The sequence below is a fragment of the Streptomyces sp. NPDC058092 genome (assembly GCF_042884935.1).
GTDB lineage: Bacteria > Actinomycetota > Actinomycetes > Streptomycetales > Streptomycetaceae > Streptomyces.
The window spans coordinates 294,952-319,520 of the sequence record NZ_JBHVSY010000003.1; the positions used below are offsets into that span (position 1 = coordinate 294,952).

The 24,569-nt window shown below is 69.5% G+C and carries 26 protein-coding genes and 2 pseudogenes; 15 read left to right on the forward strand and 13 right to left on the reverse strand.

The genetic code is table 11. The features are described 5' to 3' along the window. The 4 genes from ACFVV1_RS07485 to ACFVV1_RS07500 are packed head-to-tail and all read left to right on the forward strand — an operon-like array spanning window position 1 to window position 3,021. The gene (locus ACFVV1_RS07485) at window positions 1–522 is read left to right on the forward strand and encodes a ribose-5-phosphate isomerase (protein WP_389986373.1); all 522 of its coding nucleotides are present in this window, start codon (window positions 1–3) and stop codon (window positions 520–522) included. Further along, on the forward strand, window positions 522–1,343 hold the full coding sequence (locus ACFVV1_RS07490; protein WP_389985885.1) for a triose-phosphate isomerase: 822 nt from the start codon (window positions 522–524) through the stop codon (window positions 1,341–1,343). Before ACFVV1_RS07485 ends, ACFVV1_RS07490 begins: the two co-directional genes overlap by 1 nt. Further along, complete coding sequence (locus tag ACFVV1_RS07495) at window positions 1,343–2,140, forward strand: sugar phosphate isomerase/epimerase family protein (protein ID WP_389985888.1); 798 nt, start codon at window positions 1,343–1,345, stop codon at window positions 2,138–2,140. Before ACFVV1_RS07490 ends, ACFVV1_RS07495 begins: the two co-directional genes overlap by 1 nt. Further along, window positions 2,140–3,021 (forward strand): phosphogluconate dehydrogenase C-terminal domain-containing protein, encoded by an 882-nt coding sequence (locus ACFVV1_RS07500; RefSeq protein ID WP_389985891.1) that lies wholly within the window; start codon window positions 2,140–2,142, stop codon window positions 3,019–3,021. The genes ACFVV1_RS07495 and ACFVV1_RS07500 overlap by 1 nt, the downstream gene beginning before the upstream one ends. Window positions 3,022–3,219: 198 nt before the next feature. Here the strand turns inward: ACFVV1_RS07500 and ACFVV1_RS07505 are convergent, their stop codons facing one another. The 5 genes and pseudogenes from ACFVV1_RS07505 to ACFVV1_RS07525 form a co-directional block, all read right to left on the reverse strand. Beyond that, window positions 3,220–3,567, reverse strand: a complete 348-nt coding sequence (locus tag ACFVV1_RS07505) for a helix-turn-helix domain-containing protein (RefSeq protein ID WP_389985894.1) — start codon at window positions 3,565–3,567, stop codon at window positions 3,220–3,222. A gap of 2 nt (window positions 3,568–3,569) precedes the next feature. Beyond that, a pseudogene (locus tag ACFVV1_RS07510) lies at window positions 3,570–3,821 on the reverse strand (type II toxin-antitoxin system RelE/ParE family toxin); the annotation flags it as partial. A 164-nt stretch (window positions 3,822–3,985) separates the two neighbouring features. Beyond that, window positions 3,986–4,849: an NmrA family NAD(P)-binding protein gene (locus ACFVV1_RS07515; RefSeq protein ID WP_389985898.1), complete on the reverse strand. Its 864-nt coding sequence runs from the start codon at window positions 4,847–4,849 to the stop codon at window positions 3,986–3,988. 106 nt (window positions 4,850–4,955) lie between these two features. Continuing rightward, window positions 4,956–5,288, reverse strand: coding sequence for an ATP-binding protein (locus ACFVV1_RS07520; RefSeq protein WP_389985901.1), 333 nt, complete (start codon window positions 5,286–5,288; stop codon window positions 4,956–4,958). Between the two features lie 30 nt (window positions 5,289–5,318). Beyond that, the gene (locus ACFVV1_RS07525) at window positions 5,319–5,948 is read right to left on the reverse strand and encodes a TetR family transcriptional regulator (protein ID WP_389985904.1); all 630 of its coding nucleotides are present in this window, start codon (window positions 5,946–5,948) and stop codon (window positions 5,319–5,321) included. A 138-nt stretch (window positions 5,949–6,086) separates the two neighbouring features. On the opposite strand from ACFVV1_RS07525, the gene ACFVV1_RS07530 reads away from it, so the two are divergent. From ACFVV1_RS07530 to ACFVV1_RS07540, 3 genes are all read left to right on the forward strand, one after another. Continuing rightward, window positions 6,087–6,932 (forward strand): class I SAM-dependent methyltransferase, encoded by an 846-nt coding sequence (locus ACFVV1_RS07530; RefSeq protein WP_389985907.1) that lies wholly within the window; start codon window positions 6,087–6,089, stop codon window positions 6,930–6,932. A gap of 323 nt (window positions 6,933–7,255) precedes the next feature. Beyond that, window positions 7,256–8,059 carry an IS5 family transposase gene (locus ACFVV1_RS07535; protein ID WP_389985910.1) on the forward strand — a complete coding sequence of 268 codons (804 nt, stop codon included), beginning with the start codon at window positions 7,256–7,258 and terminating at the stop codon, window positions 8,057–8,059. Window positions 8,060–8,438: 379 nt separating this feature from the next. Beyond that, window positions 8,439–8,969 carry an isochorismatase family protein gene (locus tag ACFVV1_RS07540; RefSeq protein ID WP_389985913.1) on the forward strand — a complete coding sequence of 177 codons (531 nt, stop codon included), beginning with the start codon at window positions 8,439–8,441 and terminating at the stop codon, window positions 8,967–8,969. Window positions 8,970–9,028: 59 nt separating this feature from the next. Here ACFVV1_RS07540 and ACFVV1_RS07545 read toward each other — a convergent pair whose 3' ends face one another. The 3 genes and pseudogenes from ACFVV1_RS07545 to ACFVV1_RS07555 form a co-directional block, all read right to left on the reverse strand. Next, window positions 9,029–9,742 carry an IS6 family transposase gene (locus ACFVV1_RS07545; RefSeq protein WP_389985916.1) on the reverse strand — a complete coding sequence of 238 codons (714 nt, stop codon included), beginning with the start codon at window positions 9,740–9,742 and terminating at the stop codon, window positions 9,029–9,031. A 64-nt stretch (window positions 9,743–9,806) separates the two neighbouring features. After that, window positions 9,807–9,998, reverse strand: a pseudogene (locus tag ACFVV1_RS07550) (transposase); the annotation flags it as partial. Window positions 9,999–10,539: 541 nt separating this feature from the next. Next, on the reverse strand, window positions 10,540–10,959 hold the full coding sequence (locus ACFVV1_RS07555; protein WP_389985919.1) for an ATP-binding protein: 420 nt from the start codon (window positions 10,957–10,959) through the stop codon (window positions 10,540–10,542). Between the two features lie 134 nt (window positions 10,960–11,093). On the opposite strand from ACFVV1_RS07555, the gene ACFVV1_RS07560 reads away from it, so the two are divergent. The 4 genes from ACFVV1_RS07560 to ACFVV1_RS07575 all read left to right on the forward strand — a co-directional run bounded on the left by ACFVV1_RS07560 (window position 11,094) and on the right by ACFVV1_RS07575 (window position 14,178). Further along, a complete protein-coding gene (locus tag ACFVV1_RS07560; RefSeq protein WP_389985922.1) occupies window positions 11,094–11,960 on the forward strand; it encodes a Scr1 family TA system antitoxin-like transcriptional regulator in 867 nt (288 codons plus the stop codon). Further along, the gene (locus ACFVV1_RS07565; protein ID WP_389985925.1) at window positions 11,957–12,202 is read left to right on the forward strand and encodes a DUF397 domain-containing protein; all 246 of its coding nucleotides are present in this window, start codon (window positions 11,957–11,959) and stop codon (window positions 12,200–12,202) included. The genes ACFVV1_RS07560 and ACFVV1_RS07565 overlap by 4 nt, the downstream gene beginning before the upstream one ends. A 311-nt stretch (window positions 12,203–12,513) precedes the next feature. Then, complete coding sequence (locus ACFVV1_RS07570) at window positions 12,514–13,473, forward strand: helix-turn-helix domain-containing protein (RefSeq protein ID WP_389986376.1); 960 nt, start codon at window positions 12,514–12,516, stop codon at window positions 13,471–13,473. A 54-nt stretch (window positions 13,474–13,527) separates the two neighbouring features. After that, complete coding sequence (locus tag ACFVV1_RS07575; RefSeq protein ID WP_389986379.1) at window positions 13,528–14,178, forward strand: HAD family hydrolase; 651 nt, start codon at window positions 13,528–13,530, stop codon at window positions 14,176–14,178. Between the two features lie 49 nt (window positions 14,179–14,227). Here ACFVV1_RS07575 and ACFVV1_RS07580 read toward each other — a convergent pair whose 3' ends face one another. Together ACFVV1_RS07580 and ACFVV1_RS07585 are read right to left on the reverse strand one after the other, a co-directional pair. Then, window positions 14,228–15,712, reverse strand: a complete 1,485-nt coding sequence (locus ACFVV1_RS07580; RefSeq protein WP_389985928.1) for a peptidoglycan D,D-transpeptidase FtsI family protein — start codon at window positions 15,710–15,712, stop codon at window positions 14,228–14,230. Window positions 15,713–15,804: 92 nt separating this feature from the next. Beyond that, complete coding sequence (locus tag ACFVV1_RS07585) at window positions 15,805–16,650, reverse strand: LLM class F420-dependent oxidoreductase (protein ID WP_389985931.1); 846 nt, start codon at window positions 16,648–16,650, stop codon at window positions 15,805–15,807. 323 nt (window positions 16,651–16,973) lie between these two features. Between ACFVV1_RS07585 and ACFVV1_RS07590 the strand changes: the two genes are divergently transcribed. From ACFVV1_RS07590 to ACFVV1_RS07605, 4 genes are all read left to right on the forward strand, one after another. Continuing rightward, window positions 16,974–17,597, forward strand: coding sequence for a hypothetical protein (locus ACFVV1_RS07590; RefSeq protein ID WP_389985934.1), 624 nt, complete (start codon window positions 16,974–16,976; stop codon window positions 17,595–17,597). A gap of 208 nt (window positions 17,598–17,805) precedes the next feature. Next, window positions 17,806–18,450, forward strand: a complete 645-nt coding sequence (locus tag ACFVV1_RS07595) for a DNA polymerase ligase N-terminal domain-containing protein (RefSeq protein WP_389985938.1) — start codon at window positions 17,806–17,808, stop codon at window positions 18,448–18,450. After that, a complete protein-coding gene (locus ACFVV1_RS07600) occupies window positions 18,447–19,133 on the forward strand; it encodes an endonuclease (RefSeq protein WP_389985941.1) in 687 nt (228 codons plus the stop codon). The genes ACFVV1_RS07595 and ACFVV1_RS07600 overlap by 4 nt, the downstream gene beginning before the upstream one ends. After that, complete coding sequence (locus tag ACFVV1_RS07605) at window positions 19,114–19,362, forward strand: hypothetical protein (RefSeq protein ID WP_389985944.1); 249 nt, start codon at window positions 19,114–19,116, stop codon at window positions 19,360–19,362. Before ACFVV1_RS07600 ends, ACFVV1_RS07605 begins: the two co-directional genes overlap by 20 nt. 13 nt (window positions 19,363–19,375) lie before the next feature. On the opposite strand, the gene ACFVV1_RS07610 is transcribed toward ACFVV1_RS07605, so the two are convergent. The 3 genes from ACFVV1_RS07610 to ACFVV1_RS07620 all read right to left on the reverse strand — a co-directional run bounded on the left by ACFVV1_RS07610 (window position 19,376) and on the right by ACFVV1_RS07620 (window position 24,398). Continuing rightward, entirely contained in the window at window positions 19,376–20,941 is a 1,566-nt protein-coding gene (locus ACFVV1_RS07610) for an APC family permease (RefSeq protein WP_389985947.1), read from the reverse strand. A 260-nt stretch (window positions 20,942–21,201) separates the two neighbouring features. Next, entirely contained in the window at window positions 21,202–22,662 is a 1,461-nt protein-coding gene (locus tag ACFVV1_RS07615; protein WP_389985950.1) for an aldehyde dehydrogenase family protein, read from the reverse strand. After that, on the reverse strand, window positions 22,659–24,398 hold the full coding sequence (locus ACFVV1_RS07620) for an amidohydrolase family protein (RefSeq protein WP_389985953.1): 1,740 nt from the start codon (window positions 24,396–24,398) through the stop codon (window positions 22,659–22,661). Before ACFVV1_RS07620 ends, ACFVV1_RS07615 begins: the two co-directional genes overlap by 4 nt. Window positions 24,399–24,569 lie beyond the last annotated feature (171 nt).

Below are 24,569 nucleotides of genomic sequence, written 5' to 3' on the forward strand. Positions count from 1 at the left end.
ATGCCCGACCAGTCGACGTCCAGCCGGCCGACGTCCACCCGGCCGACGTCCGACCGGCTCCGCATCGTCGTCGGTTCCGACGACGCCGGTCACGCCTACAAGGAAGCCCTCAAGAAGGACCTGGAGGCCAGCGACCTCGTCGCCGCCGTCACCGATGTGGGTGTCGACGCCGACGGGCACACCGCGTACCCGAAGGTCGCCATCGCCGCCGCGGAAATGGTCGCGCGCGGCGAGGCGGACCGTGCCCTGCTGGTCTGCGGCACCGGCCTCGGGGTCGCCATCGCCGCCAACAAGGTCAAGGGCGTCCGGGCCGTCACCGCCCACGACTCGTTCTCCGTCGAGCGCGCGGTCCTCTCCAACAACGCCCAGGTCCTCACCTTCGGCCAGCGGGTCGTCGGCCTGGAGCTGGCCCGCCGGCTGGCCGCCGAGTGGCTGACGTACCGCTTCGACGAGACGTCGGCGTCGGCCGCCAAGGTCGCCCTGATGAACGACTACGAGAACCAGCAGGAAGCCGCAGCCTGATGTCCGCCGCTCCGCAGAACCACCCCCGGGTCACGATCGGGGTGAGCCTGAAGATGTACTTCAGCCACCACGAGACCCTGAACTGGGCGCGCCGGATCGCCGGCACGGCCGCCCGCCACCCCGCCGTGACCAGCGGCACCGCCGAACTGTTCGTGCTGCCCGCGTTCCCCGCGATCGTCCCGGTGGCCGGCATCCTCGCCGGTACGGCGGTACGGACCGGGGCACAGGACCTGGCGACCGAGGACACCGGCCCGTACACGGGCGAGGTCAGCGGCACCCACCTGAAGGAGATCGGCGCGAGTTACGCCGAGGTCGGGCACGCCGAGCGCCGCCGCCTCTTCGGCGAGGGCGACACGGTGGTGGCCGCGAAGACGGCGGCCGCCCTGCGCAACGGCCTCACCCCGGTCCTCTGCGTCGGCGAGCTCGACCCGGTCGCCCCCGCCGAGGCGGCGTCCCGCACGGTCGCGGAAGCGGCGCGCATCCTGGCCACGGCCGCCCACGACGGCGCGCCCGCCCCGGTCGTCATCGCGTACGAGCCGCAGTGGGCGATCGGCGCTCCCGAACCGGCCTCCCCCGAGCACATCCGCACGGTCTGCGAGGCCCTGACGGCCTGGCTGGCCACCCGGCCCGCCCTCACCGGCAGCCGGGTGATCTACGGCGGCAGCGCGGGCCCCGGCCTGCTGACCGAGCTGGGCACGGGCGTCGGCGGACTGTTCCTGGGCCGCTTCGCCCACGACCCGGCGGCGGTGGAACGCATCCTCGACGAGGCGATGACCCTGCACGCCTCCACTGCGGCCAACTCCCTGGAAGGAGCGGCCTGATGGCTTACGGACTGAGCACGTACGCCTTCTTCTGGCGGATTTCCGAGAGGGCCCCGAAGCCGCTCACCGTGCACGAAATGCTGGCGCAGACGCGGGATTTGGGCGGCGAGGTCTTCCAGATCTGCGACTACCCGCTGATCGAGGCGTTCGACGACGCGCAACTGGACGCGGTACGCGCCACGGCGGCCGAGTACGGCATCACGCTGGAACTGGGCACGCGTGGCGTGCGCACCGGGCACCTGGCCGAATACCTCCGCATCGCGCGGCGCCTGGGCGTCACCCTGGTCCGCTCGATGCTGAACACGGCGGGCCACCGGCCGTCCGTGGCGGAGGCGACCGGCCTGCTGCGCGAGGCCGTCCCCACGTACGCGGCGGCGGGCGTGACACTCGGCCTGGAGACGTACGAGCAGGTCTCCACCGACGACCTGCTGTCCGTCGTACGCGGCGTGGACAGCCCGTACCTGGGCGTCGTGCTCGACCCGGGCAACAGCGTCGCCCGCCTCGAACGCCCGGTGGACGTCATCGACGCCACCGCCCCCTACGTGGTGAACATCCACGTCAAGGACTTCTCGTTCTCCCGCCGTGACGGCTGGGTCGGCTTCACCTTCGCCGGCTGCCTCCTCGGGGAGGGCCTCCTCGACTACGGCCACCTGATCGACACGGTCCGGCCGGACGAGAAGGGCATCAACCAGATCGTGGAGCACTGGCTCCCCTGGCAGGGCGATTTCACCGAGACCGCCCGCCTGGAGGACCAGTGGACCCGGCACAGCATCAACACCCTCATGAGGAGCAAGTAATGGCCACCGAAACCACGACCGCATCCACCACCGTTGCCGTCATCGGGGCCGCCGGCAAGATGGGCCAGCGCGTCTCCAACAACCTGGTCAAGAGCGACTTCACCACCCTCTTCGCCGAGAACTCGCCCCAGGGCCAGGAGCTGATCCGCGAGCTCGGCCGCGAGCTGACCGACGGCGCCGAGGCGGCGGCGCGGGCGGATGTCGTGATCCTCGCCGTGCCGGACGTCGTCCTCGGCAAGGTCTCCGAGCAGCTCGTCCCGGTCATGAAGCCGGGCGCGATCCTGCTGACCCTGGACCCGGCCGCCGCGTATGCCGGTCTGCTGACCCGCCGCGCGGACGTGCACAACGCGGTGGCCCACCCCTGCCACCCGTCGGTGTTCCTGGAGCGCACGACGAAGGAGGAGTGGGCCGACACCTTCGGCGGCATCGCCGCCCCGCAGGAGGTCGTCGCCTCCTTCGAGCCCGCCGCCGAGGCCGCCGACCCGAAGGCCCAGGAGCTGGCCGAGGCCGTCATCTCCACGATGTACGCCCCGGTCGTCGAGGTCCACTGGGTGACCGTGAAGCAGCTCGCCGTCCTGGAGCCGACCCTCGTCGAGACGATCGCCTGCATGGTCGGCGCGCTGCTGACCGAGGCCCTCCACGAGACCGTCCACACGGTGGGCGTCCCGGAGAAGGCCGCCCGCGCGATGCTGCTGGGCCACACCCAGGTGGCGCTGGCCAACACCCTCAAGGGCTCGAACCCGTTCTCCGACGCGTGCCTGATCGCGATGGACTACGGCCGCGAGTCGATCGTCCGCGACGACTGGAAGAACGTCTTCGCCGACGACGAGCTGGACAAGGTCATCACGCGGATGCTCAAGATCAAGGAGATCAAGCGCTGACTTCGCGCCTCCGGTACCCGTACGCGGGCCGGGCACCCCACCACGGACGGGGCGCCCGGCCCGTACGCGTACGTACGACTGTGCCTGCCGTCATGTGAGCCGTGGGCACGAGTACGCGTCGAAAAGGGCCCGGTGCCCTCTCAGCGGCGCCCGTGCCGCCGTCGTCAAGCCGCCGAGGAACGCCCGTCCGCAGAGACCTCATCGGGTCGGCCGCTGTCGTGCGCAGTAGTCGTGCGCAGTAAAGGAAAACGCCGAAGTGTCACCGTCCAGGTCGATGGTGAGCGAGGCGTCCAGCGCCTTGGCCAGGCGTGTCAGCAAGGCCAGAGTCGGCACGGAGTCACCACCCTCGATGTGAGAGATCTGCGGTTGTGTCATCCCTGCGCGACGGGCCAGTTCAGTCTGCGACAGTCCGAGTTCGGTCCGTCGGTCGTAGACAGCCTGCCCCAACGCGAAGGTGTACCCGGCCTCGGTGTAGGCCGGTGACTCCTCGACCGCCTCGCCCAGGAGCTTCCTGGTCTGTCGCGTCTTCCACTGGGAGTGGTCCACAGTTATTCCTCCTCACTCCGGTCATAGCTGTGCTCTGCCGCACCGTGGTCTGCCTCGCACACCTTTTGGGCTTGCTGAGCACGCTCCACCTCAGCAGTCTCGCGCTGCTTGGTCTTCCGGAACACCGTCAGCAACACAATGCGCTTCTCGGGAGCGAGCCAGTAGGTGATCCGCACTGCGCTGCCGTCCATGGTGAAACGCAGCTCACGTAGCTTGCCGCCAAGATGTCTGGAGCAGGGCTCGGCCAGAGTGGTGGTGGAGCCGCTCCCTCATGAGCAGCGCGCGCCCCGTCCGGGCCGCGACGAGCTGTCGGACACCGTCATCCCCGTACGAGCACTGCTCGCACTCCGACACGGGGGCGCCCCTGCCCGAGCCGGGCGGCTCGGGCAGGGGCGCATCTGTGTCACAGGCCCAGGTGTCACGTCGTCCTGATGCGGGGCGTCGGCCACTTCTGGGCGTTCACCCATGCTCCGTACGAAGTCCATGGGACGCCGGGGAACTGCGTGCGCAATGCCTCCAGGTCCACCTGGTAACCGGTGTCCGCCAGAAAGCTGTACATGGCGAACATGTCGGGGCTGGTGGTGCACAGGTCCGCCAGCGGCGTCTGCCGGAACGCGACCGTGCCGCCCGCGGCCCGTCCGATCTCCTCGGCCATCCGGACCGGCGTGGGATCGTCGCCCGCCACCTCGATCCGCTGCCCGATCCATCGGTCCGGATCGGCCACGACCGCGGCCACGACCCGGCCCAGGTCCTGCCGTGCCACCTGCTGGAGCGGGGTGTCGCCGGGAAGCGGCATGGTGAGGAGGCCGGCGGCGACCTCGTCCAGCGCGCCCAGCGCGTTGTCGTAGAAGTAGGTCGGTGCCACCACCGTCGCCGGAAGTCCGGAGCCTGCGAGCAGCTCCTCGGTCCTGGCCTTGGTCTCGAAGTGCGGGATGCCGGTGGCGCGGTCCGCACTGGCGACGGAGGCCAGCACCAGATGCGGCAGTGCGGTGTCCGTGGCGGCCCGTACGATCGCCGCGCCCTGGGCCACCTCCGCTTCCAGACCGTCCTGGAACGGCGTGGTCACGGCGAACGCGGCCGTCGTGCCCCGGAACGCCTCGGCGAGCGAGCCCGCGTCGAACAGGTTGCCGGGGACGACCTCCGCTCCGGCCGCCGCCAGCGCCCTGGCCCGCCCGCTGCCGGGATCACGCACCACGGCGCGCACGGCATGCCCCGCCTCCAACAGGGCGGCGGCCACCGCGCCACCCTGGCCACCGGTCGCTCCGAGTACCGCGATGGACATGGGGCCTCCTTGATCGAGGGACATGTGCCCATGCTGACCAGCGGCGGCCGGACCTGCCACCGGGAGGACACCGGGCGGTGGGCATCGGCTCTGTCCCGTGTCCGCCTCAATGATGACCAGCAAGTAACTCCGCCCAGACCGTCTTTCCCACGATCCGGCCCTTCACGCCCCACGACGTCGCCGGCACCCCGACCAGATGCAGGCCGTACCCCGATTCCGCGCCGGACCGGGGCGGTTGAGGCTCCGGCCCTCGCTCTCCCCGCGCGTCCGACACCTCGATCCGGAGCGTACCCGCGAGGGCGACGAGCCTCAGTTCGAAGTCCCGCCCCGCTACCCGCCCGTGCAGCACCGCGTTGGCCGCCGGCTCGGACACGATCACGGCGGCATCGTCGGAGAGCTCGCTCCCGTACAGCACGCCGTTGGCTTTACAGTCCCCCATGAACCGATAACCGCAGAGCTTGATCCGCTGTCAGGACAGTTCCTGGGCGGCCGTGGTGCGGTTGGGGTCGGCCCCGGCAGCACCGGCGAGCAGGGCGACCAGTCGTTCCACTTGGTCGCGGGGGTCCGGTGCGCCGGCCCAGCTGGTCATCAGCAGGTGGTGGACGGTTCCGACGACGGCGAGCGCGAGCGAGGTGGTGTCGGCATCGTCCGCGAGGCGCCCGAGCCGCTGTTCGGCGCCCAGGTATGCGTTGATCGAGTCCTGGATTGCCGTGAAGCCGGGTGCACCGGCCTCCAGCGCCTGGCGCACCCGGGTGGCGGCGGCGGGGCGGGTGAGGGCAAGACCGGCGACCGTCGGGCCTGCGGAGGTCAGGAGCGCGAGCGCGACCGTGACGAGGTTCTCGGCCACAGTCGCCCGGCCCGCTCGCCCGGCAAGCTCCCCGGCCTGCCGTGCGGTGCGCGCAAACCGGTCCAGGACCAGCTCGGCGACGAATTCGTCCAGCCCGGTGAAGTGGGCGTGCAACAGCCCCTTGGCGCAGCCCGCCTCGCCGGTGATCGCACGGCCGGTCAGGGCGGCTGGGCCCTCACGGGCCAGGACCCGCTCCGCGGCGGCGAACAGCCGCTCGCGAACATCGGGGATCGCTACTCCACGCGGTGACATAGGACCTCTCCTGGTACGCGATTGCGGCACACCCCGGCGCAAGAAGGGGATTGCCGGAATGGGCATCCGCCCATACTGTTTGGGCGGATGCCCATTCTAGGCAGGGCAGACCCCTCACCCACCAGCAGGAGGCACCGGATGCACCACATCGTCAACACCGGGCAGGCGCAGGCATGGAACGGTTACGAGGGCACCCACTGGGCCCGGAACCAGGACCGCTGGGACGCCGTGAACGCGGGCTTCAACGAACCCCTGCTCGCCGCCGCCGCGATCAGGGAACAGGACCACGTCCTGGACATCGGCTGCGGAGCCGGCTGCACGACCCGCCTGGCCGCACCCCAGGCGCTCGACGGACGGGTCGTGGGTCTGGACCTGTCGGCGCCGATGCTGGAGCGCGCCCGCGAGTCAGCGCGACGCGAGAACGTCGGCAACGTGTCCTTCGAGCAAGGAGACGCCCAGGTCCACGCCTTCGCGCCGGGCTCGTTCGACGTCGTGATCAGCCGTTACGGGGTGATGTTCTTCGCCGACCCTGTCGCCGCCTTCACCAACATCGGTCAGGCCCTGCGCCCCGGCGGCCGCATGGCGTTCATCTGCGGCGCAGACGCCGAGGGCAACGAATGGCTCCAGGCCATCGCGACACTGCGCGACATCCTGCCCGTCGGAGGCTTCGGCACGCCGGGAAGTCCGGGAATGTTCTCCCTGGCGGACCCGGACCGCACCAGTGAATTGCTGTCCGCCGCCGGGTTCACGCACATCACCGCGGCACGCGTAGAGGCTCAGGGGACGTGGGGACAGGACGCCGACGACGCGGCCGCCTTCCTGCTGGGCTCCGGTCCCGGACGCCACCTGATGAGCCAGGTCGACCAGGAGACCCAGGACCGCGCCCGCCAGGCACTCACGGACATCCTGCGCCCCCACGAGGAGAACGGCGCGGTGCGACTGCGCAGCACCGCCTGGCTGGTCACCGCCAACCGCCCGAAGTGACCCGGCTCGGCCGACCGGCTCGACCGCTCGCGGCACCTTGCCTCTGCATCTGATACGAGGCGACCGTGCCGGCCTCAGCCATCAACGAGTGGCTGCGACCAGCACTTTCGCAACAGGTCCTGGATCAACGAGACGATCACCAGCATCCGCGCGCGTCAGCCGCCACGTTCAGTCGGGCAGAACGAGTGGTTCGACCCCACGCCGGGCCTCACGACGAGCTGAGAGGGCGTTAAGTCCCATCTCTCTGGGTTCGTGATCGCTCGTTCGTGTGACTGGTTGCCGTTCGGGGCGGCGATTGGGCATGTGCATGCTCGGATATCGGCATGGAGCGTGGGCCGTATCCGAGCGACTTATCGGACGAGCAGTGGGCGTTGATCGAGCCGATGATCTTGTCCTGGAAGCAGGACCGTGTGGCGCGGTCGGCGACCAAGGATCCCGGGACCTGTGATCTCCGGGAGGTCGTGAACGCGATCTTCTACCAGAACCGGACGGGCTGCCAGTGGCGCTACCTGCCCCATGACCTGCCCGCCTGGTCGGCGGTGTTCTATTACTTCACGCTGTGGCGCAAGGACGGGCTCGACCAGCGGATCCAGGAACTCCTGCGCTGCCAAGTGCGGGAGAAGGCCCGCCGATTAGAGGACCCGTCCCTCGTGGTCATCGACACCCAGTCTGTGCGCGCGGCCGCGGGAGTCCCGAAAACCACGACGGGACTGGACGCCAACAAGCGGACGCCGGGGCGCAAGCGGGGACTGGCCGTCGACGTGCTGGGACTGATCATCGGTGTCGTCGTCCTGGCCGCCTCCGCACACGACAACGCCGCCGGGGTGGCCCTGCTCGACCAGGCAGCGGATCGGTGCGGGATGCGCCTGGAGAAGGCCCTGGTGGACCAGGGATTCAAGGACGAGGTCATCATCCACGGTGCACTGCTGGACATCACCGTCGAGGTCGTCCGCCGCAACCCAGAGGACCAAGGCAAAGGCTTCGTCCTACAGCCGAAAAGGTGGGTGGTCGAGCAGGTCAACGCGTACGGGCCGGAAACCCAAAGCAGGCAGCCGTGTCGACCTCGGGATCCCCTACAGAGGTCGCTCGCGGTCTCAGCCGCATTGGTGTCGAGGCTATGCAGCTAGTGGCCCGGAAATGTGGACTAACTGGGCCAACCGTGGAATGGATCTGCACCTGGACCTTGGGTCGGGGCGCCCGGACCCGCCTTGAACAGGCGCTGCGTCAGGCCGTATGGGACTGGCTGGCAGTTGCTGATCAGCCCAGATGAGTTTGCCGTCCGGGATGTGGCGGGTTCCCCATCGGCGGGACGCCGGACTGCCCGGGCTCGATCGGCTCCCGGCGGTGGGCGTGACGCCGGCCGCTCGTCGCGCACGAGGTCTGCGTCCATGTGGCCCGGCCGAGCAGGTGCTGCCACACCTCACGATGATCAGCGGTGGCCGCAGCCGTCTCCCCACCGGGACCTCAGCAAGACCACATCTACCGCTGAAGTACTACCGTTGCGTCATGCGAACTCTCGACCATGCGCGTACGGCACTTGTCCTGATCGACCTGATGGAACGGATCGTCGGTCTGCCGCTGGAACCCCGCACGGGAGACGCGGTGGTCGACGCCGCCCTCACTCTGGCTGGTGAGAGCCGTGCCGTCGGCGCACCGGTCATTGCAGTCCGGGTTGAACGTCCGAACGTCACCGAACAGCCGCCTGGGAGTGAGCTGGTCGCGTCAGTCGCCGAACTCGCGGACGCGGTGGTTGTCAAGCGCACCATCGGCGGCTTCTACGGCACTGGCCTACACGAGCTGCTCCAGCAGCGCGGCGTCGATACCTTGGTGTTCGCGGGCATCGCGACAAACCTCGGCGTCGAATCCACCGCGCGGGCAGCCGCCGATCACGGCTACGACGTGGTGTTTGTCGAGGAAGGCATGGCCGCGCTGACGGCCGAGGAGCACGAGGCGGCCATCTCGCTGAACCTCCCCCGTTTCGGCGACGTAGTACGCCTCACCAACCTGAAGTGGAGTCAGAGGGTTTTGTCAGGTTGAGCGAGTGCTCGAGGGTGTGAGCCGGTTCGACGCGTTTCGGCTTCGGTGGTGACAGCGGCTCAGGCTACGGCGGGCAGGCCGGCGACGCCGGTGATCTGGTCCCAGATCGCGAAGCGGGTGATCACCTCGGCGCGGTAGTTCGGGGCGGTGAGGAGGTGACGGCGGGGTCGGAAGTGGGGTGAGATGCCGCTGAACGCGGCCAGGAACCGTTGTGCGACACCCACCGATCGGAAGCCTTTCATCGCGCGCTCGCGTTGCCTCCTCGGCTGGTGGGAGTTCTCGGCCCGGTTGTTCAGGCCCTTGTGCGAGCGGTGTTCGACCGACGGCATCTCGTGGCGGTGGGCGACGCCGTAGGAGCGGAGCTTGTCGGTGACGATCAACCGGGGCACCGACCGGGTCTTCTTCATCAGCTTCCGGAAGAAACGCCTGGCCGCGGCCGCGTCCCGCCGGTTCTGCAGCAGGATGTCGAGCACGTTCCCGTGCTGGTCCACGGCCCGCCACAGGTACCGCTGCACGCCGTTGATTTTGACGAACACCTCGTCCAAGCGCCACTTGTCACCAGGCCCCGGACGGCGCCGACGTAGAGCAGCGGCATAAGCCGGGCCGAACCGGCGCGTCCACTGGTGGACTGTCTCGTGGCTGACCTCGATGCCGCGCTCGAGCATCAGCTCCTCGATGTCGCGCAGGCTCAGGTTGAAGCGGTGGTACAGCCACACGCAGTGGGAGATGACCTCCGGAGGGAAGCGGAAACCCCGGTACGACGGCGTCACCACGGACAGCCCCTCCAGCGATTCGACCAGACGGATGATCACGCCGCCTGAGAAGGCCACCACACAACCTGACAACGCCCCACTGGCAGCCCGTCCGGTTCTGGTAGAAGATCGCGTTCACGACCTCCCGGAGATCACAGGTCCCGGGATCCTTGGTCGCCGACCGCACCACACGGTCCTGCTTCCAGGACAAGATCATCGGCTCGATCAACGCCCACTGCTCGTCCGATAAGTCGCTCGGATACGGCCCACACTCCATGCCGATATCCGAGCATGCACATGCCCAATCGCCACCCCGAACGGCAACCAGTCACACGAACGAGCGATCACGAACCCAGAGAGATGGGACTTAACGCCCTCTGAGACCTTGCGGTGCCTGATGCGCCAGCCCTGACTCGTTCGCACGAGCTGATCGTCGTAGGTGAAACCGGCAACCGAACCGTCCTGGTTCAAGGCAATGCCCTTCGACCATGCCCGCGCGCCGACGCCGTCCTCACGGACGATGATGCCGATCCACAGGTCCTGACCATTTCTCAACGTGACATGTAGGGGGTGTGGTGTCACGTTGTTCGGATGGGGTGGGGTTGTCTGCGGCGCTCGGGAGAGCACGGGCTGAACAGGCGTCGCGCGACGTGCACCTTCGCGGGGGGACGACAACGCCCCCGTCCTGATGCGTACGGCGGTCCGCACACCGGCGCCGGCTGCGACGCGTGCATGTCGGGCGCTATCGAGTGCTGTACGAGGTCGCAGAAGCCCAGGTCACCATCTTCGTGATCCACCTCGGCCGCGTCGGCTGACCGTCACGGGGTCGTGGCCAACTCGGCCCAGACCGTCTTGCCCACGCCCCGGTCCTTCACGCCCCACGACGCCGCCAGCGCCCCGACCAGATGCAACCCGTACCCCGATTCCGCACCGGACCGGGGCGGTTGAGGCTCCGGCCCTCGCTCTCCCCGCGCGTCCGACACCTCGATCCGGAGCGTACCCGCGAGGGCCACGAGCCTCAGTTCGAAGTCCCGCCCCGCTACGCGTCCGTGCAGCACCGCGTTGGCCGCCAGCTCGGACACGATCACGGCGGCATCGTCGGAGAGCTCGCTCCCGTACGGCACACCCCACTCGTCGAGTTGATGCACAGCGAGCCGACGGGCGAGCCGCGCGCCTCGGCGGGTGGCGCTGAACCGCTGGACGAACTCGGCGCCCACAAGGGTGATTTCGGCGTTCATGTGACTCAGCGTGTCCGGTTCCTCGTACGCTGACCAGGAGTGACACCACGACTCCGAGGAGCTGTACGGGCCCGCCCGGTCGGCTGTACGGGGCGTCGGCCGTGACCGGGCGGACAGAGAGCGGTGCGGGGTAAATGGCGAACGCGGAACGCGAAGAACGACCGGAACGACCGGCCGAGTCGGACGGCACAGCACACCTGTTCAGGGCGCTGGGCAAACAGCTCAAGGTGCTGCGCGAACGCGCGGGCCTGAGCCAGAGGGATCTGGGGCTCGCTGCGCATTGCGGGGAGGACCTGATCTCCGCGATGGAGCGGGGCGTGCGGACGCCGCAGCCGGACTTCCTGGGGCGTGCCGACACGTTGCTGAACGCGGGAGGCGTGCTGGCGGCAGCGGTCGATGAGGTGCGGGAGGCGTTGTCGCGGTCACGGACGCGGCACCCGGACTGGTTCCGCAGCTATGCGCGGGTGGAGGCGGATGCGCTTGCGTTGCACGAGTACAGCGCCCAGGTCGTGCCCGGCCTGCTTCAAACGGAGGCATACGCACGGGCCGTCTTCACACAGCGCCGCCCATTGCTGGACGAGGCGACCATCGAGAAGCGCGTCGCCGACCGGTTGGATCGGCAACAAATCTTCGAGCGCTGGCCTGCGCCGACCTTCAGCTACGTACTGGAAGAAACCCCGTTGCGGCGACCAATCGGAGGCAGAGCCGTCCACACAGAGCAGCTGCAACGGCTCTTGCACATCGGAAGGCTGCGGACGGTGGAGATCCAGGTCATGCCGACGCATCGCGAGGAACACCCTGCGATTGGCGGCACGTTCACCCTGATCACCCCCAAAGGCCGGCAGCAGGCGGTTTACACAGAGCTCTACGGACATCCACGGCTGATCACAGACTCCGAGGAGGTCCGGGTCTTCAGCGAGCGCTATGGGATCATCCGAGCGCAGGCTCTCACCCCGAGGGAGTCCCTGACGCTGATCGAGAAGATGCTGGGAGAGCTATGAACACCGAGCAACTGCACTGGTTCAAGAGCAGCCACAGCGACGGCGAAGGCGGCAACTGCATCGAGGTCGCCTACGGCTGGCACAAGTCCAGTTACAGCACGGGCGAAGGCGGCAACTGCATCGAGGTCGCAACCTGCCCCACCACCGTCCACATCCGCGACTCCAAGAACACCCCGGGCCCCCACCTCGACGTCGCCCCCGCCACCTGGTCCGCCTTCGTGGCGTACGCGCAGCAGGGCTGAGCCCCCACCAGCACTGCACCGGATCAGGGCACCCCCGACTCGGTGCAGTGCGACACGGCCGGCCGCGACTCGGCGGGCCCCGACGTAAAAGCCTTCAAGGCTTTGGGGAGAAGAAACTTCCCCACCCAACCCCCACCCCGGCCACCCACCGCGCGCGTCACTCGCACGGGTGAGGTTCGCCAACTGAGCTGGATTTCGTACCGGTTGGCTGGCATATGCTCACCCCCACAACAACAGACATGCGTCGGCCCCCGGCCAGGACGGCAATCCTGATCGAGGGCCTGACCACCGAGGAAGAGAACCGCTTCCCGATGGATACCCAGCAGATTAGCGCGCCCTCGCGCACCCCGTCCCGCGTACCCGTGGACGCCACACCGACATCCGGTGTCATGCACATCAATTCCCGGCACACCACCCGCTTCACCATCGTCGGCAACCACCTCGCCCAGCACCGCGAGCTCTCCCTCCTCGCGATCGGCCTCGCCACCCACATCCAGTCGCTGCCCACCGGGGCGAAGATCGGCATCAGGTTCCTCGCCGACCGCTTCCCGGAAAGCGAAGCCCGCATCGCCGCCGCCCTGCGGGAGCTCGAGGCCCACGGCTACCTGGAACGCATCCGCGAACGTCTCCCCAACGGCCGCGTCGTCACCCGCACCTGCTCGTACAACCAGCCGGGCTCCACCAGCGCCCGCCCCGTCCCGGCCCCCAAACGACGCCCCAAGCCCAGCCACCCAGCCCCGGCCCCGGTCATCGCCCCGGTCGCCATCCACGCACCACCGGCACCACTGGCACCACTGCCCCCCACCCCCGTAACCGCCACGCCCCCACCGCTCCCCGAACCGCCCCACGTCCCCGCCCCCACCGCAGCCAAGCCCCCGCCCCCACCGCTTCCCCAACCCGCCAACCCCCTCCCCCAACTCCTCCACGCCGCCACCGCGCTCCTCACCGAACTCCACCGCCGCAGCCCCCACATCACCCTCACCGCATGTGACATCGAGCAACTCGCCCCCGCCGTCGCCACCTGGTTCGAACGCGGCGCCACGCCGGCCGCCATCCGCCACGCCCTCACCCAGGACCTCCCCCAGCCCCTCAAATTCCCGGCCAAACTCTTGAGGCACCGCCTCATCGCCCTCCTCCCACCCCCCACCACACCCGCCTACCGGCCCACCCCGCTCCAGAACTGCGACCACTGCGACCGCGCCTTCCGCTCCCCCACCCCCGGCAACTGCCACGACTGCGCGGCCGACGAACCGCACGTCCTGACGGCCTGAGCACGTGCTGAACGTCGGGGTCGGCGGTGTCCCTATCCTGTCCGGATGACCACGATGGCTGCTCCTCCCCTTGAACTCGTCATATTCGACTGCGACGGCGTACTCGTCGACAGCGAACGAATCGCCGTACGCATCCAGGTCGAAGTGGGTGCCGAGCTGGGGTGGCCGCTGACGGCGGACGAGGTGATCGAGAAGTTCGTGGGCCGGTCGAACACGTCCGTCGGCGAGCTGATCGACGCCCACCTGCCCGGCCGGTCCGCCGCGTGGCAGCAACGCTTCGAGGACCTCCACCGCGCCGCCGTGGACACCGAGCTCGTCGCGGTCGACGGCATCCACGAGGCGCTGGCCGCCCTCACACTCCCCACCTGCGTGGCGTCAAGCGGTAGTCACGAGAAGATGCGCCACACCCTCGGCCACACAGGTCTCCACTCACACTTCGAGGGCCGGATCTTCAGCGCGAGCGAAGTCGCGCGCGGCAAGCCCGCCCCCGACATCTTCCTCCACGCGGCCCGGCAGATGGGGGTGGTTCCTGCGGCCTGCGTCGTCGTCGAGGACAGCAAGTACGGGGTCCAGGCGGCCCGTTCTGCCGGTATGCGAGTGCTCGGCTACGCGGGCGGGCTGACCCCGGCACACTGGCTGGAAGGTCCGGACACCGTGGTCTTCGACGACATGCGCAAACTGCCGACACTCCTCACGGAGATCTGACTACTGATCAACCCGGCTTCCTCGCACGTAAGGAACGTCGGGGTGACCGCTACTTGCCCAGTACCGCCTCCATCACGCTCTTCGCGATCGGCGCACCCAGCCGGCCACCGGAGATGTCCGATCGGGAGATGTCCATGTCCGTCGGGTCGATGAACACCGCGACCGCCACCGACCGTCCGTCGGCCTTCTTCCCGTACGAGACGAACCAGCCGTACGGCACCTCGTCCTTCACATTCACGCCGCGCTGCGCCGTGCCGGTCTTGCCGCCGACCGTGACGCCGTCGATCAGGGCCCGCTGGGCGCTGCCCTCCTTCGCGGTGAACTCCATCATTTCCTGGACCTTCTTCGCCGTCGCCTCGGACACGGCCTGGCTCTTGAGCTTCGGTTCGTGCTTCTCCAGGGTCGACAGGTCCGGGCCGCGCAGCTCTTCGACGATGTACGGCTGCATCAGCTTGCCGTCGTTGGCGAGCGCGGCGGTCACCATGGCCATCTGCATCGGTGTGCTGGTGAGGCTGCCCTGGCCCATGCCCGTGAGTGCGGTTCCGGGCTTGTCCAGTTCCTTCGGGTAGAGGCTCCTGGTGGCGAGCATGTCACCGAACTCGTCGGAGTAGACATCCGAGTTGAAGCCGAACTTCTCCGCGGTCTCACGCATCTTGTCGGCGCCGACCTTGGACGCCGCGTCGAGGAAGACGTTGTTGCAGGAGTACTGCATCGCGGTCTTCATGGACGCCTTGCTGCACACCGCGTCACCGGCCTCACTGCTGATCCTGTTCGAGGAAAGTGGCAGGGGATACGGGGAGACGGCGTCGGACGCCGCGTCGACGTCGGTCACCACGCCGTTCTCCAGGGCCGCCGCCGCCGTCAGGATCTTGAACGTGGAGCCGGGCGGGAACGTCTCGCGCAGCGGACGGTTGGCCAGCGGCTTGCTCTTGTCTTTGACGAGTGCCTGGAAGCGGTCGCCCTCCTTGAACGAATTCCCGGCGAAGACCGACGGATCGTACGAGGGTGTGGAGACCAGGGCCAGGACCTTTCCCGTACGCGGGTCGAGAGCGACGACCGCGCCGCGCGCGCCGAGGTCGGTCAGTCCCTTGTACCCGGCCGCCTGTGCCTTCGCATCGATCGTGGTGACCACCGCACCGCCGCGCCGCTCCTCGCCGGTGAGAATGTCCTTGGCGTGCCTGAACGCGAACCGGTCGTCCTGGCCGCTGAGGATGCTGTCGTACGTCTTCTCCAGGAGCGACATGCCTTGCGCCTGGGAGGCGTAGCCGGTGACCGGGGCGTACATGGGGCCGTTCTTGAAGGTCCGCTGGTACTTGAAGTCCGTGCCGTCGACCGCCTTGGAGCCGGTGATCGCCCGGCCGCCCACGATGATGTCGCCGCGCGGGATGGCGAACTGGGCGATCTGCACCCGTTTGTTGCGTTCATGGGTGGCCAGCGACTCGCTCTGGACGTACCCGAGCCAGTTCGCCCGCAGCAGCAGAGCCATCACCAGCAGCCCGCAGAATATGGCTATGCGCCGCAGCGGCCTGTTCATCGCTCTCCCCACTCCCGGGTCTGCTCAGCAGACCCGCTCGATCTTCAACTGATGAAGATGCACAGAAGGGGCGAATTGGTTGCACCGTGCAGTTACAGGAACTCCGCATACGCGTCCAGCGCTCGCAGTACCTCCGCCTCTCCGGCCGGAGGCAGCTGCAGAACGACCTCCTCGATGCCCAGTTCCGCGTAGTGCGCCAGCTTCCCAGGGCTCGGGAGTACCGCGTAGGGGACCACCTGGAGGTGCTTGGGGTCACGGCCGGCCGATTCCCAGGCCGCGCGGAGCTTCGGTACGGACTCCGTCAGGCCCCGGCCGCCGATCGGGAGCCAGCCGTCCGCGTACTGCGCGATGTGCGTGAACAGCTTCGGGCCCGCCGCCCCGCCGATCAGGGTGCGGGGGCCGTTCACCGGGCCGCGGGGTTCCTGGACCGGCTTCGGGTACGCGTGGCTGGCGCGGACCGAGCCGAACTCGCCCTCGTACGCGGTCGGTTCGTCCGACCACAGGGCGCGCATCAGAGCCATCCGGTCGCGGACGAGTTCCCGGCGCGTCGACCAGTTCACGCCGTGGTCCGCGGCTTCCTCGATGTTCCAGCCGTAGCCGAGGCCCAGCGTGAAGCGGCCGCCCGAGAGATGGTCGAGGGTGGCGATCTGCTTCGCCAGGTCGATCGGGTCGTGCTGGGCGACGAGCGTGATGCCGGTGCCGAGAGCGAGGCGTTCGGTGACGGCGGCGGCCTGGGCGAGGGCGACGAAGGGGTCGAGGGTGCGGCCGTACTCGGGCGGGAGTTCGCCGCCCGCCGGGTAGGGGGTTTCCCTGCTGACGGGGATGTGGGTGTGCTCGGGCAGATAGAGCCCGGCGTACCCGCGCTGTTCGAGCTCGCGGGCGAGCCGCAGCGGCGTGATCGTCTCATCGGTGAGGAAGATCGTGGTGGCGATCCGCATGCGAGGACTCCTCCGTCGTGGTCCGGTGACGGCCCCAACGTATGCCGCGCGGAGCGCGAAGCCGAGCGTCCGGGAATTCGGGGCCCGGTCATCCGGGCGGACGAGGCGACGCCCGGCTGCATCGCGGGGCCGGTACGGGCCGGGACCTGGCACATCGCCCTCGGCCCGTACACCGTCGCCCCGGAAGGGCTGCCGTACGAGGTGGCGCTCACCAATCCGGTGTTCCTGGAGGGTTAGGGAGTCGGCGGGGTCGGTCCTCGTCGGAGAGGCCGGGGCGAGAGACCCCGTCCGGCGCTGGTTGCCCCCTCGATAGGGTGACGGCCATGCGGATAAAGATCGTTACAGCCGTCATGGTCGGTGCGGTGGGCCTGTTGGTCACGGGGTGCGGGGGCGGAGGGTCCGGCTCGGACGACGCCGGTGCCAAGCCGGCGGCGGCCCTTCCCGTGCTTCCGCAGAAAGTGCCCGAGCCGCCGGAGATGCCGGAGGGGGAGCTGCAACCGTCTCCGGACGCCGGCGCCCCGTTCAGCAAGAATTTGGCGTACGAGCTGCGCCGCAAGACTCTCGACATGGCCAAGGCCGAAGGGAAGACCGTCGGCGAGTGCCCGGATGACGTGGCCTCGAAGGCCGGTACGCAGGTGACCTGCACGGTCACCTACGAGGGCCTCGAGGTGGTGTGGGATGTGACCATCGGCGAGAACTCCGGCTGGTCGGACAACGTGGTGAAGTACCAAGCGGTCCCGCGCAAGGGTGTCCTTACCCGAGACGGCGCCGCCCGCCTGCTCTACGGCAACTACGACCCCGAACTTGTGCGCTGCAACAACATTCCCAAGGCCGTGCTGGTGCCGCTGGACGTGAAGACCAAGTACACCTGCCAGACCGTGGACAAGGGCAAGCCCGGCCTGGTCGAAGCGGCAAGGGTCACCGACGCCGGACCGCGGTTCTACTGACCACGACGCGTCGCTGCGCCGGCGGCCTGCGGGTGGGGCGCCCGAACCGGGCGGACCGGCTTCACCGACAGCCTCCATGTCGAGAAACTTGACGTCGACATACGTGCCGTCTGCCCCGGTGTCGGCGTCCCTGTGCACGTCACGCCCAGGAGCGTCACAGTGGAAGGGGGGAGGGGCACCCGGCGGGGCTGCCGGAGGAGGTATCCCGATGAACGTGACTGGCGAGAACGGCGACCGGCTCCGGGACTACCGCGGCAAACGGCACTTCGACGCGACCGCGGAGCCGCGCGGAGACGGCGGGCGGACGGGTCCGGCGCCCTGCTTTGTCGTCCAGATCCACCAGGCCCGGCGCATGCACTTCGACTTCCGGCTGGAGGTCGGCGGCGTACTGAAGTCCTGGGCGGTGCCGCGCGGGCCGTCCGAGAACCCGCGCGAGAGGCGGCTGGCCGTCCCCACGGAGGACCACCCGCTGGAGTACCGCACCTTCGAGGGAGTGATCGCGAAGGGCGAGTACGGCGGCGGCACGGTGATCGTCTGGGACCAGGGCACCTACCGGCCGCTCAGCCACGACCGCTGGGGCGCGCCGGTGCCGTTCGAGCAGTCCCTGGAGGACGGGCACGCCACCTTCTGGCTCGACGGCACCAAGCTGCACGGCGAGTTCGCCCTCACCCGCTTCAAGGGCGGCAGCGGGAACGACGCCCCGGGCGAGGAGGTGTGGCTGCTGATCAAGGCGAAAGACGGACAGGCCACCCATGACGGGCCGGACACGCCCGACCCGTACCGGGCACGGTCGGCCCGTACCGGGCGCACGCTGCAGCAGGTCGTCGCCGAGGAAGGGGGCGGGGCCCCGTGACCGCGCGCAGGACCGTGGAGGTGCTCCTCGACCGCTACGGCACCACCTATGCCGCCGAGGCCGGCATCCGGCTGCGGAACACACCGCAGCCCCTGTACCAACTCCTCGTCCTCAGTGATCTGTTGAGCGCCCGCATCCGGGCGTCCGTGGCGGTGGCGGCGGCCCGCGCGCTCTTCGCCCACGGTCTGCGGTCCCCGGACCGGATGATCGGGGCGACCTGGCAGGAGCGCGTCGACGCCCTGGGCGAGGGCGGCTACCGGCGCTACGACGAACGGACCGCCACCCAGCTCGGTGCCGGGGCGGAGCTGCTGCTCGTCGAGTACGGGGGCGATCTGCGGCGGCTGCGCAAGGAGGCCGACGGCGACCTGGACATCCTGCGGTCCGGGCTGCGCAGGACCCCGGGCATGGGCCCGGCCGGTGCGGACATCTTCGTGCGCGAGGTGCAGGCCGTGTGGCCGGAGGCGGCACCGTTCCTGGACGGGAAGGCGCTTCAGGGCGCCGAGAAACTGGGGCTGCCCGCCTCGCCGGCGAATCTCGTACGGCTGGCGGAACAGGTCGATCAAGCCGAGCAGGCCGATCAAGCCGGGCAGGCCGACGACCGCGGGCCCGCCGTGCTCGCGGCGGCCCTGGTGCGTGCCGCTCTGGACAAGCACGTCGTGGACGATGTCGCAGCGCACGCGTGAGGCCCGAGGCCCCGAGGACACCCTGCCGCCCGGCGGGGGCCTGCCCCCGGACGGCGCCCTGCCCCTCCCGGTCGCCGGTCCTGCTGCCGACCCCGACTGCGGCGTGCGCGTCCCGGGCCGTGCGGCGCTGATCCCCATCGGCGTGGGCCGAGCAGGCCGCCGGGTCCTGGGCCGCCTGGACGCCCGCCTGGGGGGAACCGAGCCGCACCAGGGCGGACACAGTCACTGAGGCGATCCGGCCCTCAGTCCTCGACGACCAGCGCCGGAGTCTCCTTCGTCAGCACTTCCCCGCGGAAGAACGAAGGGCTCCTGCGCTGCATCGCGACCATCAGCACCACGCCGAGCAGCAGCAGACCGACACCGATCACGAACACCGAGCCGACCCCGAAGACCGACGAACCGGAGCCGTACGCGGGGTCCCACATGTCGTAGAGGGTCTTGCCGAAGACCGCGGTGAGCAGGATGCCGCCGACGACCGGGAAGAGGCCCTTGAAGACCAGGTCGCGCACGGAGCGCGTCAGGTCGGCGCGGAAGTACCAGGCGCAGGCGAAGGCCGTCAGTGCGTAGTAGAAGCAGATCATGAGGCCGAGCGCGTAGATCGTGTCGACCAGGACGTGTTCGCTGACCAGAGTCATGACCGTGTAGAAGACACCGGTCGCCACGCCCGCCGTGACCGTGGCCTTCCCCGGGGTCCGGAACCGCGGATGGACGCGGGCGTACGAGGCGGGCAGGGCCTCGTACGTGGACATCGCCAGGACCGTGCGGGCCACCGGGATGAAGGTGGTCTGCAGGCTCGCGGCGGCGGAGGCGAGCACGGCGATGAAGAGCAGGACGCCGAGGCCGGGGCCCATGACCGGGCCGGCGAGTGCGGCGAAGACATTGTCGGAGGTGTCCGGGTTGGCGAGGCCGAGACCGGAGCCGCCGGACCCGACCGCCATCTGGGCGGCGACACCGGTGGCCAGGTAGGAGCCGACGAGCACGACCATCGCGATGAGAGCGGCGCGCCCGGGGGTCTTCTCGCTGCCGACGGTCTCCTCGTTGGCGGTCAGACAGGCGTCCCATCCCCAGAACATGAAGATCGACAGCGACAGACCCGCCGTGAACGCCGCGAACGACTGCACCGCGAACGGGTTCAGCCAGGACCAGGAGAAGTCCACCGACGAGGCGAACTCCCCGCTGTTCGCCTTCTGCAGGGCCATCGCCACGAACAGCGCGAGGACGACGAGTTGAAGGCCCACCAAGGCGTACTGGACGCCCTTGGTGGCCGTCATCCCCCGGTAGCTGATCGCCGTGGCGATCGCGATCAGGGTCAGACAGGTGAGGATGTGGACGGGTTTGTTGTCGTCCAGGGCGGCGATCGAACCGCTGCCCGTGATCTCGCCCGCGAGGAGCCAGAAGTACGAGGTGGCGACGCCCGCCAGGTTCGACAGGACGATGATCGTCGCGATGACCAGGCCCCAGCCGCACATCCACCCGACGCGCGGGCCGAAGGCCTTCACCGTCCAGGTGAAGGAGGTGCCGCAGTCCGGCATGGCCTTGTTGAGTTCGCGGTACGCGAAGGCGACGAGCAGCATCGGCAGGAAGCCGGCCAGGAAGACGGCGGGCATCTGCACGCCGACCTCTCCCGCCGTGGAGCCGAGTGTGGAGGTGAGGCAGTAGACGGGGGCGACGGTGGAGATGCCGATGACGGCGCTGCCCATCAGGCCGACGGAGTTCCCGCCGAGGCCCTTGCCGCGTACTCCGCTGCCGGCCGGAGCGTCGCCCCGTACCGTCTCTCCGGCCTGCGGCCGAGCGTCCAGCTGTGTCATGAAGAGGACGTTAAGCGCTGCGATTTCCACATCCGGAGGCTGAGACTCCGCCCCCCTGGTCCTTGAATTCCAAGCATCAGAGCGACCAATGGACAGTCAATTGAAGGCAATCATCGACTACGACCTCCCAATGGGAGGTCGATGCCCGGTTGCAGCACCGTACGAGAATCGCAGCACTGTCCGTTTTGTAGGGATTCAAAATTTTCCCGTGAATGTCCGCTCAGCGGACACCCACGGAGGCACATACACCGCTCACCGGTTCAGCCCGGCCAGACGATCGCCTGGAGTTCGCTGTACGCGTGCAGGGCGTACGAGCCGACATCGCGCCCGACACCGCTCTTCTTGAACCCGCCGAACGGGGCCTCCATGTTCCGCCCGATGGTGTTCACGCCGACCCCGCCGGCGCGCAGCCGCCGGGCCACCCGGAAGGCGCGTGCCACGTCCGAGGACCAGACGTAGTCGATCAGCCCGTAGTCGCTGTCGTTGGCGAGTGCGATGCCCTCCTCCTCGTCGTCGAAGGGGACGACCACGACGACCGGGCCGAAGATCTCCTCGCGGACGACGCGCATGTCGTTGGTGCAGTCGGCGAGGAGGGTGGGCGCGACGTAGAAGCCCCGGTCGGGTCCGGCCGGGCGTTCGCCGCCCGTGACGATCCTGGCCCCCTCCTTCCGCCCCAGCTCGATGTACGACTCGACGCGGTCGCGGTGGGCGGCGGAGATGACCGGCCCGACGACCGTGCCCCTGACCGTCGGATCGCCCACCGGCAGATGACCCGCGTACGCGGTGAGCCGCTCGATCAGGGCGTCGTGGGCCGAGCGCTGGACGAGGACGCGGGTCGGGGCCGTACAGATCTGGCCGCTGTAGAAGGAGAACGTGGTGCCGATGCCCGCCGCCGCGGAGTCGAGGTCCGCGTCGCCGAGGACGACGGCGGCGCCCTTCCCGCCCAGCTCCATCAACTGCCGCTTCATGGAGCGCCCGCACACCTCGGCGATGCGCTGCCCGACGGCGGTGGAGCCGGTGAAGCTGACCATGTCGACGTCCGGCGAGTCGACGGCCGCCTCCCCCGCGTCCGAGCCCGACCCGGTGACGACGTTGACGACGCCCGCCGGGACGCCCGCCTCTTCGAGCGCCTCGGCCATCCGGTAGACGGAGAGCGGGTCCTGCGGTGCGGGTTTCACGACGACCGTGTTGCCCATGGCGAGTGCGGGGGCGATCTTGCCGGCCGGGTTGGCCCAGGGGTTGTTGTACGAGGTGATGCAGGTGACGACGCCGACCGGCTGGCGTACGGCCAGCGCCCCGAAGACTCCGGCCCGGCCCATCGGACCGGCCTCGTTGATCTGCGGTGCGACGGCTTCCTCGACCGGCTCCAGGGCGCCCTTCGCGTACCGGCGGAAGCGGGCGGCGCCGACGGCGACCTGCATGCCCCTGGCCGTTGCCGTGGTGGCGCCGCTCTCCGCCTGGGCGAGCGCGGCATTGCCGGTGAGGTCGCGCTGCATCAGGTCGGCGGCCCGGTCGAGGATCGCGGCCCGCTCCTCGGGGCGGGTGCGGGACCAGGTGGCGAACGCCTCGCGGGCCGCGGACGCCGCCGCGTACACCTGCTCGCGGCTCGCCTCGGGGGCGAGGCCGACGACGCCCTCCGTGGCCGGGTTGATCACCTCGTAATGGCCGCGGTCCGGTTCGGTCCACTCGCCGCCGATGAAAAGGCGCTGGGGGGTGGTCACAGGGTGCTCACCGTCCGGGTGTCGCGGCCCGAGCGGAGCACCGTACCGGGGACCGCGCCCGTCACCTTGTCGTCGCGCAGGGTCTCCACGCCGTTGACGCGGACCGACACGATGCCGATGGCCTTGGAGTCGAGGCGGGGGCTGTCGCCGGGCAGATCGTGTACGAGGGTGGCGGGCCCGGCGTCGATGCGATCGGGGTCGAAGAGGACGAGGTCGGCGTGGAAGCCCTCCTCGATCCTGCCGCGGTCACGAAGCCCGAAGAGGCGGGCCGGGTCGTCGGTGAGCATCTTGACGGCCTGTTCGACGGGGAGGAGCTTGCGTCGGCGCAGGCAGTCGCCGAGGAAGCGGGTGGTGTACGGGGCGCCGCACATCCGGTCCAGGTGGGCGCCCGCGTCGGAGCCGCCGAGCATGACGTCCTCGTGCTCCCAGGTCTGCCGTCGCAGCGCCCAGGAGTCGGGGTCGTTGTCGGTGGGCATGGGCCACAGCACCGTGCGCAGGTCGTCGGCGGCACAGATCTCGACGAGGCAGTGGAAGGGGTCCAGGCCGCGTTCGGCGGCGATGTCGCGGACGACGCGTCCGCTCAGTCCCTCGTTGGCCGCGCTGTACGTGTCCCCGATGACGTACCGGCCGAAGTCGGCGAGCCGGCGGAAGACGCCGGCCTCCTTGCTGTCGGCGCAGCGCAGCATCTCGGTGCGGGTGGCGGTGTCGCGGAGCCGTTCGATGCGTTCGGGGACGGGGAGGGCGAGGACGTCGCCCCAGCCGGGGATGAGGTTGAGGGCGCAGAAGGTGCCGAGCGACATGTTCATGGGGGTGAGGATCGGCATGGTGAGGGCGACGATCCGGCCGCCGGCCCGGCGGGCGCGTTCGCTGGGGACGAGCTGGCGGGGTACGCGTTCGGGGACGGCGGCGTCGATGGTGAGGACGTTCCAGTTCAGCGGGCGGCCGGCGGTGGCGGTCATGTCGACGAGGAGTTCGATCTCCTCGTCGGAGAACTGGTCGAGGCAGCCCGCGACGATCGCTTCGAGCTGGGTGCCCTCGTGTTCGCCGACGGCGCGGGAGAGGGCGAGGAGCTCCTCGGGCAGCGCGTGCCGGGAGGCGACCGGCTGTCCGTCCCCGTCGGAGTGGGTGGCGGACCGGGTGGTGGAAAGGCCCCAGGCCCCGGCGTCCATGGCGTCGTGGAAGAGCGCCAGCATGGCGGCCATCTGACCGGGTGTGGGCTGTCCGCCGATCGCGTCGGCGCCCATGACGTGTCTGCGCAGGGCGCAGTGGCCGACCATGAACCCGGCGTTGACGGCGATCCGTCCTTCGAGGGCGTCGAGGTATTCGCGGAAGCTGGACCAGGTCCAGTCGACGCCCTCCTCCAGGGCCTTGAGGGCCATGCCCTCGACCCGCGCCATCATGCGGCGGGTGTAGTCGGCGTCCTCGGGGCGTTCCGGGTGGAGCGGGGCGAGGGTGAATCCGCAGTTGCCCCCGGCGACGGTGGTGACGCCGTGGTTCATGGACGGGGTGGCGTACGGGTCCCAGAAGAGCTGGGCGTCGTAGTGGGTGTGCGGGTCGACGAAGCCGGGGGCGAGGACGAGCCCGGTGGCGTCCTCGGTGGTGACGGCCTCCTCGGTGAGCGTGCCCGGTTCGGCGATGACGGCGATGCGCCCGTCGCGGAGGCCGATGTCGGCAGGGTACGAGGGCCCGCCGGTGCCGTCCACGACGGTCGCTCCGCGGATGAGGTGGTCGAGCATGACGGGGTTCCCTTCTGTGGTGTGTGTGCGGCCGGGGTGCGCACGGCCGCGGCGCGCACCCCGGCCCCACGGAGCGGCGGTCCGGGAAGACGCCGCTGGTCGGAAATCCAAGCCCGACCGGGCAAAACCAAGCCCGACCGGGCAAAACCAAGCCCCTCCGGCGATTGAGGA